Consider the following 14597-nt stretch of genomic DNA (forward strand, 5'->3'; position numbering starts at 1 on the left):
TGGGGTGCCAATTTGTGCAAGCCGCAGGTAGGAAAAACCTGTCAATTGCACAGATTGTCGCAGAGCTTATTCTTTGTTGATTGAACGTTCAATCAAAACAAAATAGACTGGCCTTCGCCGAGGCAGCCGCTCGTCGACTGCTCGCAGGCCTGAGGAGATTTGCAAGATGCCCAAGGTCGGTATGCAACCCATCCGCCGTCAGCAGTTGATCGAAGCCACATTGATGGCCATCGACCAGGTCGGCATGGGTGACGCCAGCATTGCGCTGATCGCCCGTTTGGCCGGTGTGTCGAATGGCATCATCAGTCACTACTTTCAGGACAAGAACGGCCTGATCGCAGCGACCATGCGGTACTTGATGAGCGTGCTGAACGAGAACGTCGTCGCCAACCGGCAGGCGCTCAAGGACACCAGCCCGCGCGCCCACCTGCAGGTGATTATCGAAGGCAACTTCGACGCCAGCCAGGTCAACGGCCCGGCAATGAAAACCTGGTTGGCCTTCTGGGCTTCCAGCATGCACCAGCCGTCTTTGCACAGGTTGCAGCGGATCAACGATCACCGCTTGTATTCCAACCTGTGCTGCCAGTTCCGCCGCGTCCTGCCGCTGCCTGATGCACGCACCGCGGCCCGTGGCCTGGCAGCGTTGATCGACGGTCTGTGGCTGCGCGGTGCGCTGTCCGGAGACGCGTTCGACACCGACCAGGCGAAACAAATCGCTTACGAATACATGGATCTACAACTGGCTAAACAGACGAGCCCGGACACGCAAAACCAGGCCTCTGAACCACCGCGCGTCGCGATTGCCAAACAAGCAGGAGCGCTGCACGGATAGCCAAACACACATATGCACTTGCGAGGACACTATGGCCCGTTTCGAACTGCAAAAACTCTACATTGATGGTGGTTATGTCGACGCTTCCAGCGACGCTACCTTCGACGCCATCAACCCGGCCAACGGCGAAGTCCTCGCCCAGGTGCAACGCGCTACCGAAGCCGACGTCGAGCGCGCTGTAGAAAGCGCCGAACGTGGCCAGAAAATCTGGGCCGCCATGACCGCCATGCAGCGTTCGCGCATCCTGCGCCGCGCCGTCGACATCCTGCGTGAGCGCAACGATGAGCTGGCCGCCCTGGAAACCCTGGACACCGGCAAGTCCTACTCCGAAACCCGCTACGTCGACATCGTCACCGGCGCCGACGTGCTGGAATACTACGCAGGCCTGGTACCGGCCATCGAAGGCGAGCAGATCCCGCTGCGCGACAGCTCGTTCGTCTACACCCGCCGCGAGCCGCTGGGCGTGACCGCCGGTATCGGCGCCTGGAACTACCCGATCCAGATCGCCCTGTGGAAATCCGCACCTGCCCTCGCGGCCGGTAACGCGATGATCTTCAAGCCGAGCGAAGTCACCTCGCTGACCACCCTGAAACTGGCCGAGATCTACACCGAAGCCGGCCTGCCGGACGGCGTGTTCAACGTTCTGACCGGCAGCGGCCGCGAAGTCGGCACCTGGCTGACCGAGCACCCACGCATCGAGAAAATCTCCTTCACCGGCGGCACCACCACCGGCAAGAAGGTCATGGCCAGCGCCTCGAGCTCGACGCTCAAGGAAGTCACCATGGAACTGGGCGGCAAGTCGCCGCTGATCATCTGCGACGACGCCGACCTCGATCGCGCCGCCGACATCGCCATGATGGCCAACTTCTACAGCTCGGGCCAGGTCTGCACCAACGGCACCCGCGTATTCGTCCCTGCCTCGATGAAAGCGGCTTTCGAAGCCAAGATCGCCGAGCGCGTTGCCCGCATCCGCGTTGGCAACCCTGAAGACGAAAACACCAACTTCGGCCCGCTGGTCAGCTTCGCCCACATGGAAAGCGTGCTGGGCTACATCGCCAAGGGCAAGGAAGAAGGCGCACGCGTTCTGTGCGGCGGCGAGCGTCTGACCGAAGGCGAACTGGCCAAGGGCGCGTTCGTGGCACCTACCGTGTTCACCGACTGCCGTGACGACATGACCATCGTCAAGGAAGAGATCTTCGGCCCAGTGATGAGCATCCTCTCCTACGAGAGCGAAGAAGAAGTCATCCGCCGTGCCAACGACACCGAATACGGCCTGGCCGCGGGCGTGTGCACCAACGACATCAGCCGCGCCCACCGCATCATCCACCAGCTGGAAGCCGGTATCTGCTGGATCAACGCCTGGGGCGAGTCGCCAGCCGAAATGCCGGTCGGCGGTTACAAGCAATCCGGTGTCGGCCGTGAAAACGGCGTGAGCTCGCTGGCTCAGTACACTCGCATCAAATCCGTTCAAGTTGAGCTGGGTTCCTACAACTCGGTGTTCTGAAGCGACAAGCTTCAAGCGGCAAGCTGCAAGTCAAAGCCGGTGCGTGTTGCGCCAACCGGCTCTTGCAGCTCTCACTCATTTGCGAGCCTCGCACGACCGCATTTTCTTGCGGCTTGTAGCTTGAGGCTTGCAGCTGCTTTCGGAGAAAGCCATGGAATATGACTACATCATCGTCGGTGCCGGCTCTGCCGGTAATACCCTGGCGACCCGCCTGACCGAAGACGAAGGCGTGACTGTCCTGCTGCTCGAGGCCGGTGGCCCTGACTACCGCATGGACTTCCGCACCCAGATGCCAGCCGCGCTGGCCTTCCCGCTGCAGGGCCGCCGCTACAACTGGGCCTACGAGACCGACCCGGAGCCGCACATGGACGGCCGCCGGATGGAATGCGGTCGCGGCAAGGGCCTGGGTGGCTCGTCGCTGATCAACGGCATGTGCTACATCCGCGGCAACGCCATGGACTTCGACGGCTGGGCAAAACTGCCAGGCCTTGAGGACTGGACCTACCTGGACTGCCTGCCGTACTTCCGCAAAGCGGAAACCCGCGACATCGGCGCCAACGATTACCACGGCGGCGAAGGCCCGGTCAGCGTGACCACGCCTAAAGCCGGCAACAACCCGCTGTTCCACGCCATGGTCGAAGCCGGCGTGCAGGCCGGTTACCCGCGTACCGAAGACCTCAACGGCTACCAGCAGGAAGGTTTCGGCCCGATGGACCGTACCGTGACGCCTAAAGGCCGTCGCTCCAGCACCGCCCGCGGCTACCTGGACACCGCCAAGAAGCGCTCGACCCTGACCATCGTCACTCACGCCCTGAGCGATCGCGTGCTGTTCGACGGCAAGCGCGCTGTTGGCGTGAGCTACCTGGTCGGCGCCAGCGAAGAGCGCGTCGAAGCCCGTGCACGCAAGGAAGTGATCGTCTGCTCCGGCGCCATCGCTTCGCCGCAACTGCTGCAACGCTCCGGCGTTGGCCCGCGCGCCCTGCTGGAAAGCCTCAACGTGCCTGTGGTTCATGACCTGCCAGGCGTGGGCGAGAACCTGCAGGACCACCTTGAGCTGTACCTGCAATACGCCTGCACCCAGCCGGTTTCGCTGTACCCGTCGCTGCTCTGGTACAACCAGCCAGCCATCGGTGCCGAGTGGCTGTTCAAAGGCACCGGTATCGGCGCCAGCAACCAGTTCGAAGCCGGTGGTTTCATCCGTACTCGCGAAGAGTTCGAATGGCCGAACATCCAGTACCACTTCCTGCCGGTTGCGATCAATTACAACGGCAGCAACGGCGTACAGGAACACGGCTTCCAGGCCCACATGGGTTCGATGCGCTCGCCTAGCCGCGGCCGTATCCAGCTCAAGTCCAAGGACCCGCGCCAGCACCCGAGCATCCTGTTCAACTACATGGCGACCGAGCAGGACTGGCAGGAATTCCGTGATGGCATCCGCCTGACCCGCGAAATCATGGCCCAGCCTGCGCTGGACGCCTACCGTGGCCGCGAAATCAGCCCGGGCGCCGACGTGCAGACCGACGAGGAACTGGACAAGTTCATCCGCGAGCACGCCGAAACCGCGTTCCACCCGTCCTGCTCGTGCAAGATGGGCGACGACGACATGGCGGTGGTCGACGGCCAGGGCCGCGTGCATGGCATGCAAGGTCTGCGGGTGGTCGATGCCTCGATCATGCCGATCATCATCACCGGCAACCTCAACGCCACCACGATCATGATCGCCGAGAAAATCGCCGACAAGATCCGCAACCGCCAGCCGCTGCCGCGTAGCACCGCCAAGTACTACGTCGCCAACGGCACGCCGGTCAAGGGCAAGGCGATGCGTGAGGTCAAGCAGGCCTAAAATCCTGCAACGCCCATCGCTGGCAAGCCAGCTCCCACAAGGGCTGTACCATTCCTGTGGGAGCTGGCTTGCCAGCGATGGCGTCAGCGCAAGCAACACAAAGAAGGCACCTTGCGAGGTGCTTTTTTTGTACCCGCGATTAACCCTTTACACCCCGCCAACCCCTCAGGTTAGAATCCTTGGCACGCGACCTGCTTATCGAAAGCAAGCCGCCCCCTTCCTGCTTTCCCCCGGAGTACTGCCAGCGATGGCGTCAGCGCAAGCAACACAAAGAAGGCACCTTGCGAGGTGCTTTTTTTGTACCCGCGATTAACCCTTTACACCCCGCCAACCCCTCAGGTTAGAATCCTTGGCACGCGACCTGCTTATCGAAAGCAAGCCGCCCCCTTCCTGCTTTCCCCCGGAGTACTGCCTTTGGATGCGTCCACCATCAATAGCCTGTTCTTGATCGGCGCATTGCTGGTAGGTGCAAGTATTCTGGTCAGCTCACTTTCTTCACGTCTGGGCATCCCGATCCTGGTCATCATCCTCGCGGTCGGCATGATTGCCGGGGTCGATGGCGGCGGCATCATCTTCAACAACTACCCGACCGCCTACCTGGTGGGCAACCTGGCACTGGCGGTGATCCTTCTCGACGGCGGCCTGCGCACGCGGGTGGCGAGTTTCCGCGTGGCCCTGTGGCCGGCGCTGTCGCTGGCCACGGTGGGCGTACTGATCACTACCGGCTTGACCGGCATGGTTGCCGCCTGGCTGTTCGACCTGAGCATCATCCAGGGCCTGCTGATCGGCGCCATCGTCGGTTCCACCGATGCCGCGGCGGTGTTCTCGCTGCTCGGCGGCAAAGGCCTGAACGAACGGGTTACGGCAACCCTCGAGATCGAATCGGGCAGTAACGACCCGATGGCGGTGTTTCTCACCGTAACCCTGATCGACATGATCGCCAGCGGCCAGACCGGCCTGCACTGGAGCCTGCTCACTCACCTGTTGCGCGAGTTCGGCATCGGCGGCCTGCTGGGCCTGGGGGGCGGCTGGCTGATGCTGCAGCTGGTCAACCGCATCAACCTCGCCGGCGGCCTGTACCCGATCCTGGTGGTGGCCGGCGGCCTGGTAGTGTTCTCGCTGACCAACGCCCTGCACGGCAGCGGCTTCCTTGCCGTGTACCTGTGTGGCCTGGTGCTGGGCAACCGGCCGATCCGCAGCCGCCATGGCATCCTGCACATGCTCGACGGCATGGCCTGGCTGGCGCAGATCGGCATGTTCCTGGTCCTCGGCCTGCTGGTGACGCCTCACGACCTGCTGCCGATCGCATTGCCGGCGCTGGGCCTGGCGCTGTGGATGATCATCTTTGCCCGGCCACTGTCGGTGGCCGCCAGCCTGCTGCCGTTCAAGGCCTTCCATGGCCGCGAAAAAGCCTTTATCTCCTGGGTTGGCCTGCGCGGCGCGGTACCGATCATTCTTGCGGTGTTCCCGCTGATGGCCGGGCTGCCCGATGCCCAGCTGTTCTTCAACCTGGCGTTCTTCATCGTGCTGGTCTCGCTTTTGGTCCAAGGCACCAGCCTGCCGTGGGTGGCCAAACTGCTGAAAGTGACAGTACCGCCAGACCCTGCGCCAATTTCCCGTTCGGCCCTGGAAGTGCACATCACCAGCGAGTGGGAACTGTTCGTCTATCGCCTGGGCGCCGAAAAATGGTGCATCGGTGCCGCCCTGCGTGAGCTGAAAATGCCCGAAGGCACCCGCATCGCGGCCCTGTTTCGCGGCCAGCAACTGCTCCATCCGTCGGGAAGTACCACCCTGGAAGTCGACGATCTCCTCTGCGTAATCGGCCACGAACACAACCTGCCGGCCCTCGGCAAGCTGTTCAGCCAGGCTCCGCAGCGCGGCCTCGACCTGCGCTTCTTTGGTGACTTCGTGCTCGAAGGTGACGCAGAACTGGGGGCTGTAGCGGCGTTGTACGGTTTGCAGCTCGACGGCCAGGACCCGCACACGCCGCTCAGCCGCTTCATTGCGCAGAAGGTTGGTGGCGCGCCGGTGGTCGGCGACCAGATCGAATGGAACAGTACCTTGTGGACTGTTGCGGTCATGGAAGGGAACAAGATCCTCAAAGTGGGCGTCAAATTCCCCGAAGGTACTCGACCCGGCCCTGGGTTGTTCCTTTAAACTCCGTTCTTCGCCTCTGCCTGTACGAATTTTCTGCCTATGTCCCTGCGCACTTTGTTAAGCGCAGCCCTGATCGGGCTGTGCCTGTCCTTCACCCCGGTCTGGGCAGCTGAACCGCCAACCACAGCGTCGATCCAGAAAAGCCTGGACAAGATCGCCGAGCGCAAGCTGCCCGAGGCTGAACAGAAAGCCCTGCAGCAGGTGCTCGAACAGACCCTGACCTTCCTCGGCAACAAAGAGGACAGCGAGAAGAAGCTCGCTGCGCTCAAGCACCAGCTCAGCGACGCACCGCGCCAGACCAGCGATAACCAGCGCGAGCTGGCCAAGCTCAAGGACAGCAAGGTGATCCCGGTCGCCCAGCGCTACGCTAGCTCCAGCGTGCCGCAGCTGGAGCAATTGCTGGCCGAGCGCACTACCGAGCAGGGCGAACTGCAAAAAGCGCTGTCCGAGGCCAACAGCCTGACCATTACCGCGCAGACCCGGCCCGAACGGGCCCAGGCAGAAATCAGCGCCAACCAGACCCGCACCCAGCAGATCAACACCAGCCTGAAGATCGGCAAGGACGGCGGCAAACCGCTCAACGCCGACCAGCGCAACCAGCTCAACGCCGAACTGGCCGCCCTCAACGCCCTGACCCTGCTGCGCCGCCAGGAACTGGCCGGCAACAGCCTGCTGCAGGACCTGGGCAACAGCCAGCATGACCTGCTGATCGAACGCGCCACGCGCCTGGAGCAGGAAATCCAGGACCTGCAGACGCTGATCAACCAGAAGCGCCTGGCCCAGTCCCAGCAGACCGTCACCGAGCAATCGATCGAAGCGCAGAAGGCCGGCGGCAGCACCCTGCTGGCCACCGAAAGCGCCGCCAACCTCAAGCTCTCCGACTACCTGCTGCGCAGCACCGACCGCCTCAACGAACTGACCCAGCAGAACCTCAAGACCAAACAGCAACTGGACACCCTGACCCAGAGCGACCAGGCCCTGGACGAACAGATCAGCGTGCTCAAGGGCAGCCTGCTGCTGTCGAAGATCCTCTACAAGCAGAAGCAGGCGCTGCCGCACCTGAAGCTCGACCGCGACCTGGCCGACCAGATTGCCGACATCCGCCTGTACCAGTTCGAGATCAACCAGCAGCGCGAGCAGCTCAGCAGCCCCAGCAGCTATGTCGACAAGCTGCTCACCGCACAACCGCCCGAGACCGTCACCCCGCAACTGCGCAAGGCCCTGCTGGAAGTGGCGATCACCCGCAGCGACCTGCTCGAACGCCTGAACCGTGAACTGAGCGCGCTGCTCAACGAATCGATCACCCTGCAGCTGAACCAGAAGCAACTGTTCAGCACCGCACAGAACCTGCGTGCAACCCTTGATGAGCAGATGTTCTGGATCCCCAGCAACAAGCCGCTGGACCTGGAATGGCTCCGCACCGTCCCCGAGCGCCTGCAGAAACAAGTGGTCAGCCTGCCCTGGGGTTCGGGCCTGAGGGAACTGACCGACGGCCTGGCCCAGCGCCCGTTGTTGTTCCTGCCCTTGCTACTGCTGATCGGCGCCCTGCTGTGGCGGCGCAAGTACCTGTATGCGCGCCTGACCAAGGTTCACCAGGATGTCGGCCACTTCAAGCGTGACAGCCAGTGGCACACACCCCAGGCGATCCTGGTCAACATCCTCCTGGCCATGCCCCTGAGCCTGGGCCTGGCCTTGTGCGGCTATGCCCTGCAGATCGACGCCCGCGGGCAGAACGCCAACCTCGCCTCGGCGCTGTTCCAGGTGGCCCAGGCCTGGCTGGTGTTCTACACCGCCTACCGGATACTCGCCCCGGGCGGGGTGGCCGAACTGCACTTTCGCTGGGAAAAACCCCAGGTCGAATTCCTCCGCGGCTGGATCCGCCGCCTCGGCACCGTGGTCCTGGCCCTGGTCGGCGTGGTGGCGGTGGCCGAGCATCAACCTTCGGCGCTGGCTGAGGACGTACTCGGCATCGGCGTGGTGCTGACCTGCTATGCCTTGATGGCCTGGCTGCTCAGCCGCCTGCTGTTGAGCAGCCCTACCCACCGCAACGCCTCGCTGTTCCGCAAGGCCGTGGGCGTGGCCTTCACCGCACTGCCGGTGGCGCTGTTCATTGCCGTGTGCTTTGGCTACTACTACACCGCGCTCAAGCTCACCGATCGCCTGATCGATACCCTGTACCTGCTGATGTTCTGGCTGGTGATCGAAGCCGCCTTTGTCCGCGGTCTGGCCGTGGCCGCCCGGCGCCTGGCCTACCAGCGGGCGCTGAGCAAGCGCCAGGCGGCCAAAGAAGGCCTGGATGGCGAAGTGCTGGTTGAAGAACCGACCCTGGACATCGAACAGGTCAACCAGCAGTCCCTGCGCCTGATTCGCCTGGCCCTGCTCGGCGGTTTCATCGCCGCCCTGTACTGGGTCTGGTCGGACCTGATCAGCGTGTTCGCCTACCTCGACAACATCACCCTGTACGAGTACACCAGCGGCACCGGCGCGGCCATGAGCATGGTACCGATCAGCCTGCGCGATCTGCTGGGCGCACTGGTGATCATCGGCATCACCGTTGCCCTGGCCGGCAACTTGCCTGGCCTGCTGGAAGTGCTGGTGCTATCACGCCTGAACCTGGCCCAGGGCAGCGCCTACGCCACCACCACGTTGCTGTCCTACGTGATTGCCGGGGTCGGCTTCGTCTCTACCCTGTCAGCCTTGGGCGTCAGCTGGGACAAGCTGCAATGGCTGGTGGCCGCACTGTCGGTGGGCCTGGGCTTCGGCATGCAGGAGATCTTCGCCAACTTCATCTCCGGGATCATGATCCTGTTCGAGCGCCCGGTACGGATCGGCGACACCATCACCATCGGCAACCTCTCCGGCACGGTGAGCAAGATCCGCATTCGCGCCACCACCATCACCGACTTCGACCGCAAGGACATCATTGTCCCGAACAAGACCTTCATCACCGGGCAACTGATCAACTGGTCGCTGACCGACACCATCACCCGGGTGACCCTCAAGCTTGGCGTCGACTACGGCTCGGACCTCGACCTGGTGCGCACCCTGCTGCTCAAGGCCGCCAACGACAACCCGCGGGTACTCAAGGAACCGGCGCCGATCGTCTATTTCCTCAACTTCGGCGAAAGTACCCTGGACCACGAACTGCGCATGCATGTGCGAGATCTGGGCGACCGCAACCCGGTACTCGACGAGATCAACCGCTACATCAACAAAGAGTTCAAGAAGCAGCACATCAACATCTCCTTCCGGCAGATGGAGATCTACCTGAAGAACATGCAGGGCCAGGAGTACAAGATGGTCCCGGTGGAAAACCTCGACAAGACCGTGCTGCCAAACGCCACGAATGGCGACAAGCCCGGCGACGAGGCCCCGGGCAAACCGGCCTGACTGGACGCCAACGGCCATACCCTTGCAGAATACTCAGGTTTTCTCCAGGAGATGGCCGTTGAAAGCCCTCGACGAACTGACTTTCGATAACCGTTTCGCCCGCCTGGGCGATGCCTTCTCTACTTCGGTGTTGCCCGAGCCGATCGCCGAGCCGCGCCTGGTGGTCGCCAGCGAAGCGGCCATGGCGCTGCTCGACCTGGAGCCAACCGAAGCCCATTCCCCGGTATTTGCCGAACTGTTCGGCGGCCACAAGCTGTGGGCCGAGGCCGAGCCGCGGGCGATGGTCTACTCCGGGCATCAGTTCGGCTCCTACAATCCGCGCCTGGGTGATGGCCGCGGCCTGTTGCTGGGCGAAGTGCACAACGACGCCGGCGAATCCTGGGACCTGCACCTCAAGGGCGCCGGGCAGACGCCATACTCGCGCATGGGGGATGGCCGTGCGGTACTGCGTTCGTCGATCCGCGAGTTCCTCGCTTCCGAAGCCTTGCCAGCCCTGGGCATCCCCAGCAGCCGAGCGCTGTGCGTGATCGGCTCGAGCACCCCGGTCTGGCGTGAAACCCAGGAACGCGCGGCCATGCTGCTGCGCCTGGCACCGAGCCATGTACGCTTCGGCCATTTCGAGTATTTCTATTACACCCGCCAGCCCGAACAGCAGCGCATCCTCGTCGATCACGTACTCGACACGCACTTTGCCGAATGCCGCGAAGCGCCCGAGCCGTACCTGGCCATGTTCCGCACCATCGTCGAGCGCAATGCCGAGCTGATCGCTCGCTGGCAGGCTTACGGTTTCTGCCACGGGGTGATGAACACCGACAACATGTCGATCCTGGGCATCACCTTCGACTTCGGCCCCTATGCCTTCCTCGACGACTTCGACGCCAACTTCATCTGCAACCACTCCGATGACCAGGGCCGCTATAGCTACAGCAACCAGGTGCCCATCGCCCACTGGAACCTCAGCGCCCTGGCCCAGGCCCTGACGCCGTTCATCAGTGTCGAAGCGCTGCAGGAAACCCTCGGGCTATTCCTGCCGCTGTACGAGGCCCATTACCTGGACCTGATGCGCCGGCGCCTGGGCCTGACCCGGGCCGAAGACGACGACAAGCCGCTGATCGAACGCCTGCTGCAACTGATGCAACCGGGCGCGGTGGACTACACCCTGTTTTTCCGTAATCTCGGCGACCAGCCCGCCGAGCAGGCGCTGCAGGTGGTGCGCGACGACTTCATCGACCTGGCCGGCTTTGACCTGTGGTCAGCAGACTACCTCGCACGCCTGCAGCGCGAACCCGGCAACGCCGAAGGCCGGCGCGAACGCATGCATGCGGTCAACCCGCTGTACATCCTGCGCAACTACCTGGCCCAGCGCGCCATCGAGGCGGCTGAGAGGGGCGATTACGAGGAAGTACGCCGGCTGCACCAGGTGCTGAGCAAGCCATTCGACGAGCAGCCGGGAATGCAAGCCTACGCCCAGCGGCCACCTGAGTGGGGCAAGCACCTGGAGATCAGTTGCTCGTCGTGACGGACTTGAACTATTTAACCTGTAGGAGCGGGCTTGACCCGCGAACGACCGCAAACCGGTCGCAATCTCCGGAGCTGTCATGACTGACCCACTACTCATCCCCTGCCCCCACTGCAACGGCCTCAACCGCATTCCCGGCGAGCGCCTTGGCGACAGTCCGAAATGCGGTCGCTGCAAGAACCCGGTCCTGCTGAGCACGCCGTTCGATTTGCAACAGGGCGACTACGCCAGCCAGATCAAGGGCGACCTGCCGCTGCTGGTCGATGTCTGGGCCGACTGGTGCGGGCCGTGCAAGTCGTTTGCGCCGATCTTTGCCCAGGCGGCCAGCCAGTTGAGCGGGCGCTGTCGCCTGGCCAAGCTGGACAGCGAAGCCAACCAGCAACTGGCCGGACAATTGGCGATTCGTTCGATTCCCAGCCTGATCCTGTTCAGAAACGGCCGGGAAGTGGCACGCCAGAGCGGTGCATTCCCACTCCAGCAACTGCTGGAGTGGCTACGCAGCCAGGGGATTTAAGCGTTTTCTTCGAGCAGGGCGTGCAGTTCGACGAACTGCTGGGTCAGCTTGTGCCGCGGTTCCAGGTGAATCAGCGGCAGGCTGGCCTGGTGTGACTCACGCATTTTCACCGAGCTGTTGAGGTACACCGGCAGCACCGGCAGGCCCTCGGCGATCAATTCGTCAAGCATCTGCTGGGGCAGGCTGGCGCGGGCCTGGAACTGATTGACGACGATGCCTTCGACCTGCAGCTCTTCGTTGTGATCGTCCTTGAGTTCTTCGATTTCGGCCAGCAGGCCATACAGCGCCTGGCGGGAAAAACTGTCGCAATCGAAGGGAATCAATACACGATCAGCGGCGATCAACGCAGAAACAGCGTAGAAGTTAAGCGCCGGCGGAGTATCCAGGTAGATTCGGTCATAGTCCTCATCCAGCTCATCCAGCAGTTTGCGCAGCTTGTTGATCTTGTGCTTGGCCTCAAGCTTGGGCTGCAGGTCCGCAAGCTCGGCGGTGGCGGTCACCACATGCAGGTTGTCGAAGGGCGTTTCGTAGATATCGACTTTGTTCTTCTTGGCAAACGGTCCGGAGGACAGGGTCTGCTTGAAGAAGTCGGCAATGCCCATGGGAATGTCCTCGCCGGTCAGGCCGGTGAGGTACTGGGTCGAGTTGGCCTGGGCATCCAGGTCGATCAACAGCGTCCGATAGCCTTCATTGGCACTCACCGCCGCCAGGTTGCAGGCAATGCTCGATTTGCCAACGCCACCTTTCTGATTGAACACCACGCGCCGCATGGAATGACCTCCGTGTGTCTGGGGATGACCGAGTATGTGTGCACAGGGTCCACTTGACCAGCACCGTCGGGCTCAAGTTGTCGAGGAATCGACCGACAACCCGTGACCGCCGTTGGTCGGGAAAAAACCAGGCTTACCTGACGAAGCAGAACATTCGAGGTCTGTTTCAAACTGCAGTTTTGTAACCAGTATTTGCTACACGCCGACGGCACCGGGATAATGCGCGCCACTCGGCGATTGCGCCACACCCTGTCAGGTCGTTGTTCCGAGTTACTCCCTCGGCAAGGAAGTCCCTCAGGGCGGGAAGTACAGCAAAGTGATCACATTCAATATCAGCCAGTGGCGCGCGTGGGCACCAGGCCTGCAGACGGCTGCCGATTGGCAGGCCTGGAGCCAGGCAAACCACTTGCCAGAAATGGCTGAACAGGCACCGGATGTGTCGTTTTTGCCGGCCATGCAACGCCGTCGTCTAAGCCGCCTGGCGCGCATGGCTTTTGCCGTGGGCTGGCCACTGGCCGAAGGTTTGCAAGATTTGCCGCTGGTGTTCGTTTCCCGGCATGGCGAAACCCCGCGCACCTTCGAAATCCTCAGCGACCTGGCCAATGAGCAGCCGCTGTCGCCAACCCAGTTCAGCTTGTCGGTACACAACGCGGTCATCGGCCTGTGGTCGATCATGCGTGGCGAAACCAGTGAAATGACCGCCCTGGCTGCTGCCGGCGACGGTTTCGAACAAGGCGTAATGGAAGCCGCCTGCCTGCTGCGCGAAGGCGCGCCCGCGGTGCTGTTGATCGTCACCGAAGAACAGCCGCCAGCGGCCTATGGCCCAAGGATCGATGACGTGCCTTTCGCCTATGCCCTGGGCCTGTTGTTGACCCCCGGCGATGACTGGCAACTGGACCTGGGCGGTAAAGCCGCCGTTGCTGCGGTAACAGAACCCCATGCCTTGAGCTGGTTGCGTTGCCTGCTCACTGGCCAACGCACTTGTACCCACACCTGGAAGAGCCGCACATGGAACTGGCAACGCAAGCCATAAGCAGACCGCGTGACGCCTATTACTGGCGCCTGCTCGCCACCGCCATCAGCTTCCTGCTGTTCGGCATCGGCGGCCTGTGCCTGCGCCTGCTGGTCTTCCCGTTGCTGGCCTGTCTGCCCGGCGATGCCGCACGCCATCGCCAGCGCGCCCGGCACACCATCAGTTGGCTGTTCTGGCGCTTCATCCGCTTCATGGCCGCCAGCGGCGTGCTCACCTATGAGGTCAAGGGCGCCGAAAAGCTCGGCCGCCCGGGGCAGATGATCATCGCCAACCACCCGTCGCTGATCGACGTAGTGTTCCTCATCGGCCTGGTGCGCCAGGCCAACTGTGTGGTCAAGCAGAGCCTCTGGCACAACCCCTGCACCCGCGGCCCGGTGCGTTCGGCCGAATACATCAGCAACGACGGCAGCATCGACATGCTCGACAGCGCCGTAACGGCGCTGCAAGGCGGCCAGACCCTGATCATCTTCCCCGAAGGCACCCGCACCCAGCCGGGCCAGCCGCCTGCCTTTCATCGCGGCGCCGCAGCCATTGCCCTGCGCGGTGCAAAGATCATCACCCCGGTCACCATCAAGGTCACCCCCAGCACCCTGACCAAGGCCGAACCCTGGTACCGCATTCCCCAGTGCCGGGTGCATTTCAGCCTGCAGGTCGGTGCCGACATCGACCCGCAGGCCTTCGCCGCACAAGGCCCTGCCCCGCAGGCCTCGCGCAAACTCAATGATCACCTGCATCAGCACTTCACCAAGGAGCTCGCCGAAGATGAGCGATCCACAGAACACCCTTAACCACGACATCAAGCTGTTGATCATCGACGCCCTGGGCCTGGAAGACATCAGCGCCCAGGACATCGGCGACGAGCAGACCCTGTTCGGCGAAGGCCTGGGTCTGGATTCGGTGGACGCCCTCGAGCTCGGCCTGGCGATCCAGAAAAAGTACGGCATCAAGATCGACGCCGACGCCAAGGACACCCGCAACCATTTCACCAGCGTGGCCAGCCTTGCGGCTTTCGTCACCGCCAAACAGGCAGCCTGA

11 protein-coding genes are annotated in these 14597 nt (G+C 62.7%); 10 read left to right on the forward strand and 1 reads right to left on the reverse strand.

The window, feature by feature from the left end; all coding sequences use genetic code 11:
- Positions 1–166: 166 nt before the first annotated feature.
- The 7 genes from betI (at position 167) to trxC (ending at position 11759) form a co-directional block, all read left to right on the forward strand.
- Positions 167–832, forward strand: a complete 666-nt coding sequence (gene betI, locus ABM562_RS21545; RefSeq protein WP_010222276.1) for a transcriptional regulator BetI — start codon at positions 167–169, stop codon at positions 830–832.
- A 31-nt stretch (positions 833–863) separates the two neighbouring features.
- Positions 864–2336, forward strand: a complete 1473-nt coding sequence (gene betB / locus ABM562_RS21550; RefSeq protein ID WP_115089326.1) for a betaine-aldehyde dehydrogenase — start codon at positions 864–866, stop codon at positions 2334–2336.
- Positions 2337–2487: 151 nt separating this feature from the next.
- On the forward strand, positions 2488–4179 hold the full coding sequence (gene betA / locus ABM562_RS21555; RefSeq protein ID WP_134061219.1) for a choline dehydrogenase: 1692 nt from the start codon (positions 2488–2490) through the stop codon (positions 4177–4179).
- A gap of 414 nt (positions 4180–4593) precedes the next feature.
- Positions 4594–6336 (forward strand): potassium/proton antiporter, encoded by a 1743-nt coding sequence (locus ABM562_RS21560; protein WP_460423281.1) that lies wholly within the window; start codon positions 4594–4596, stop codon positions 6334–6336.
- A gap of 39 nt (positions 6337–6375) precedes the next feature.
- Positions 6376–9726 carry a mechanosensitive channel MscK gene (gene mscK / locus ABM562_RS21565; protein ID WP_115089331.1) on the forward strand — a complete coding sequence of 1117 codons (3351 nt, stop codon included), beginning with the start codon at positions 6376–6378 and terminating at the stop codon, positions 9724–9726.
- Between the two features lie 58 nt (positions 9727–9784).
- On the forward strand, positions 9785–11245 hold the full coding sequence (gene selO / locus ABM562_RS21570) for a protein adenylyltransferase SelO (RefSeq protein WP_460423283.1): 1461 nt from the start codon (positions 9785–9787) through the stop codon (positions 11243–11245).
- Positions 11246–11324: 79 nt separating this feature from the next.
- Positions 11325–11759, forward strand: coding sequence for a thioredoxin TrxC (gene trxC / locus ABM562_RS21575; protein WP_134061217.1), 435 nt, complete (start codon positions 11325–11327; stop codon positions 11757–11759).
- Here the strand turns inward: trxC and ABM562_RS21580 are convergent.
- Positions 11756–12529 (reverse strand): ParA family protein, encoded by a 774-nt coding sequence (locus ABM562_RS21580; RefSeq protein ID WP_038997609.1) that lies wholly within the window; start codon positions 12527–12529, stop codon positions 11756–11758. The two genes, trxC and ABM562_RS21580, sit on opposite strands and share 4 nt — an antisense overlap.
- Positions 12530–12845: 316 nt before the next feature.
- Here ABM562_RS21580 and ABM562_RS21585 point away from each other — a divergent pair, with 316 nt between their 5' ends.
- Genes ABM562_RS21585 through ABM562_RS21595 form a run of 3 tightly spaced genes read left to right on the forward strand, consistent with a single transcriptional unit; the run spans position 12846 to position 14597 of the window.
- Positions 12846–13562 (forward strand): beta-ketoacyl synthase chain length factor, encoded by a 717-nt coding sequence (locus tag ABM562_RS21585; protein WP_134061216.1) that lies wholly within the window; start codon positions 12846–12848, stop codon positions 13560–13562.
- The gene (locus ABM562_RS21590; protein WP_115089343.1) at positions 13538–14350 is read left to right on the forward strand and encodes a lysophospholipid acyltransferase family protein; all 813 of its coding nucleotides are present in this window, start codon (positions 13538–13540) and stop codon (positions 14348–14350) included. The genes ABM562_RS21585 and ABM562_RS21590 overlap by 25 nt, the downstream gene beginning before the upstream one ends.
- The gene (locus ABM562_RS21595) at positions 14325–14597 is read left to right on the forward strand and encodes a phosphopantetheine-binding protein (RefSeq protein WP_010222262.1); all 273 of its coding nucleotides are present in this window, start codon (positions 14325–14327) and stop codon (positions 14595–14597) included. Before ABM562_RS21590 ends, ABM562_RS21595 begins: the two co-directional genes overlap by 26 nt.

It is taken from the genome of Pseudomonas sp. ZL2, assembly GCF_054788455.1.

Bases quoted from the DNA above. Each gene is read 5' to 3' on its own strand.
- trxC (WP_134061217.1), top strand. From the start codon at position 11,325: ATGACTGACCCACTACTCATCCCCTGCCCCCACTGCAACGGCCTCAAC.
- betB (WP_115089326.1), top strand. From the start codon at position 864: ATGGCCCGTTTCGAACTGCAAAAACTCTACATTGATGGTGGTTATGTC.
- betA (WP_134061219.1), top strand. From the start codon at position 2,488: ATGGAATATGACTACATCATCGTCGGTGCCGGCTCTGCCGGTAATACC.
- ABM562_RS21595 (WP_010222262.1), top strand. From the start codon at position 14,325: ATGAGCGATCCACAGAACACCCTTAACCACGACATCAAGCTGTTGATC.
- ABM562_RS21580 (WP_038997609.1), bottom strand. From the start codon at position 12,529: ATGCGGCGCGTGGTGTTCAATCAGAAAGGTGGCGTTGGCAAATCGAGC.
- betI (WP_010222276.1), top strand. From the start codon at position 167: ATGCCCAAGGTCGGTATGCAACCCATCCGCCGTCAGCAGTTGATCGAA.
- mscK (WP_115089331.1), top strand. From the start codon at position 6,376: ATGTCCCTGCGCACTTTGTTAAGCGCAGCCCTGATCGGGCTGTGCCTG.
- ABM562_RS21590 (WP_115089343.1), top strand. From the start codon at position 13,538: ATGGAACTGGCAACGCAAGCCATAAGCAGACCGCGTGACGCCTATTAC.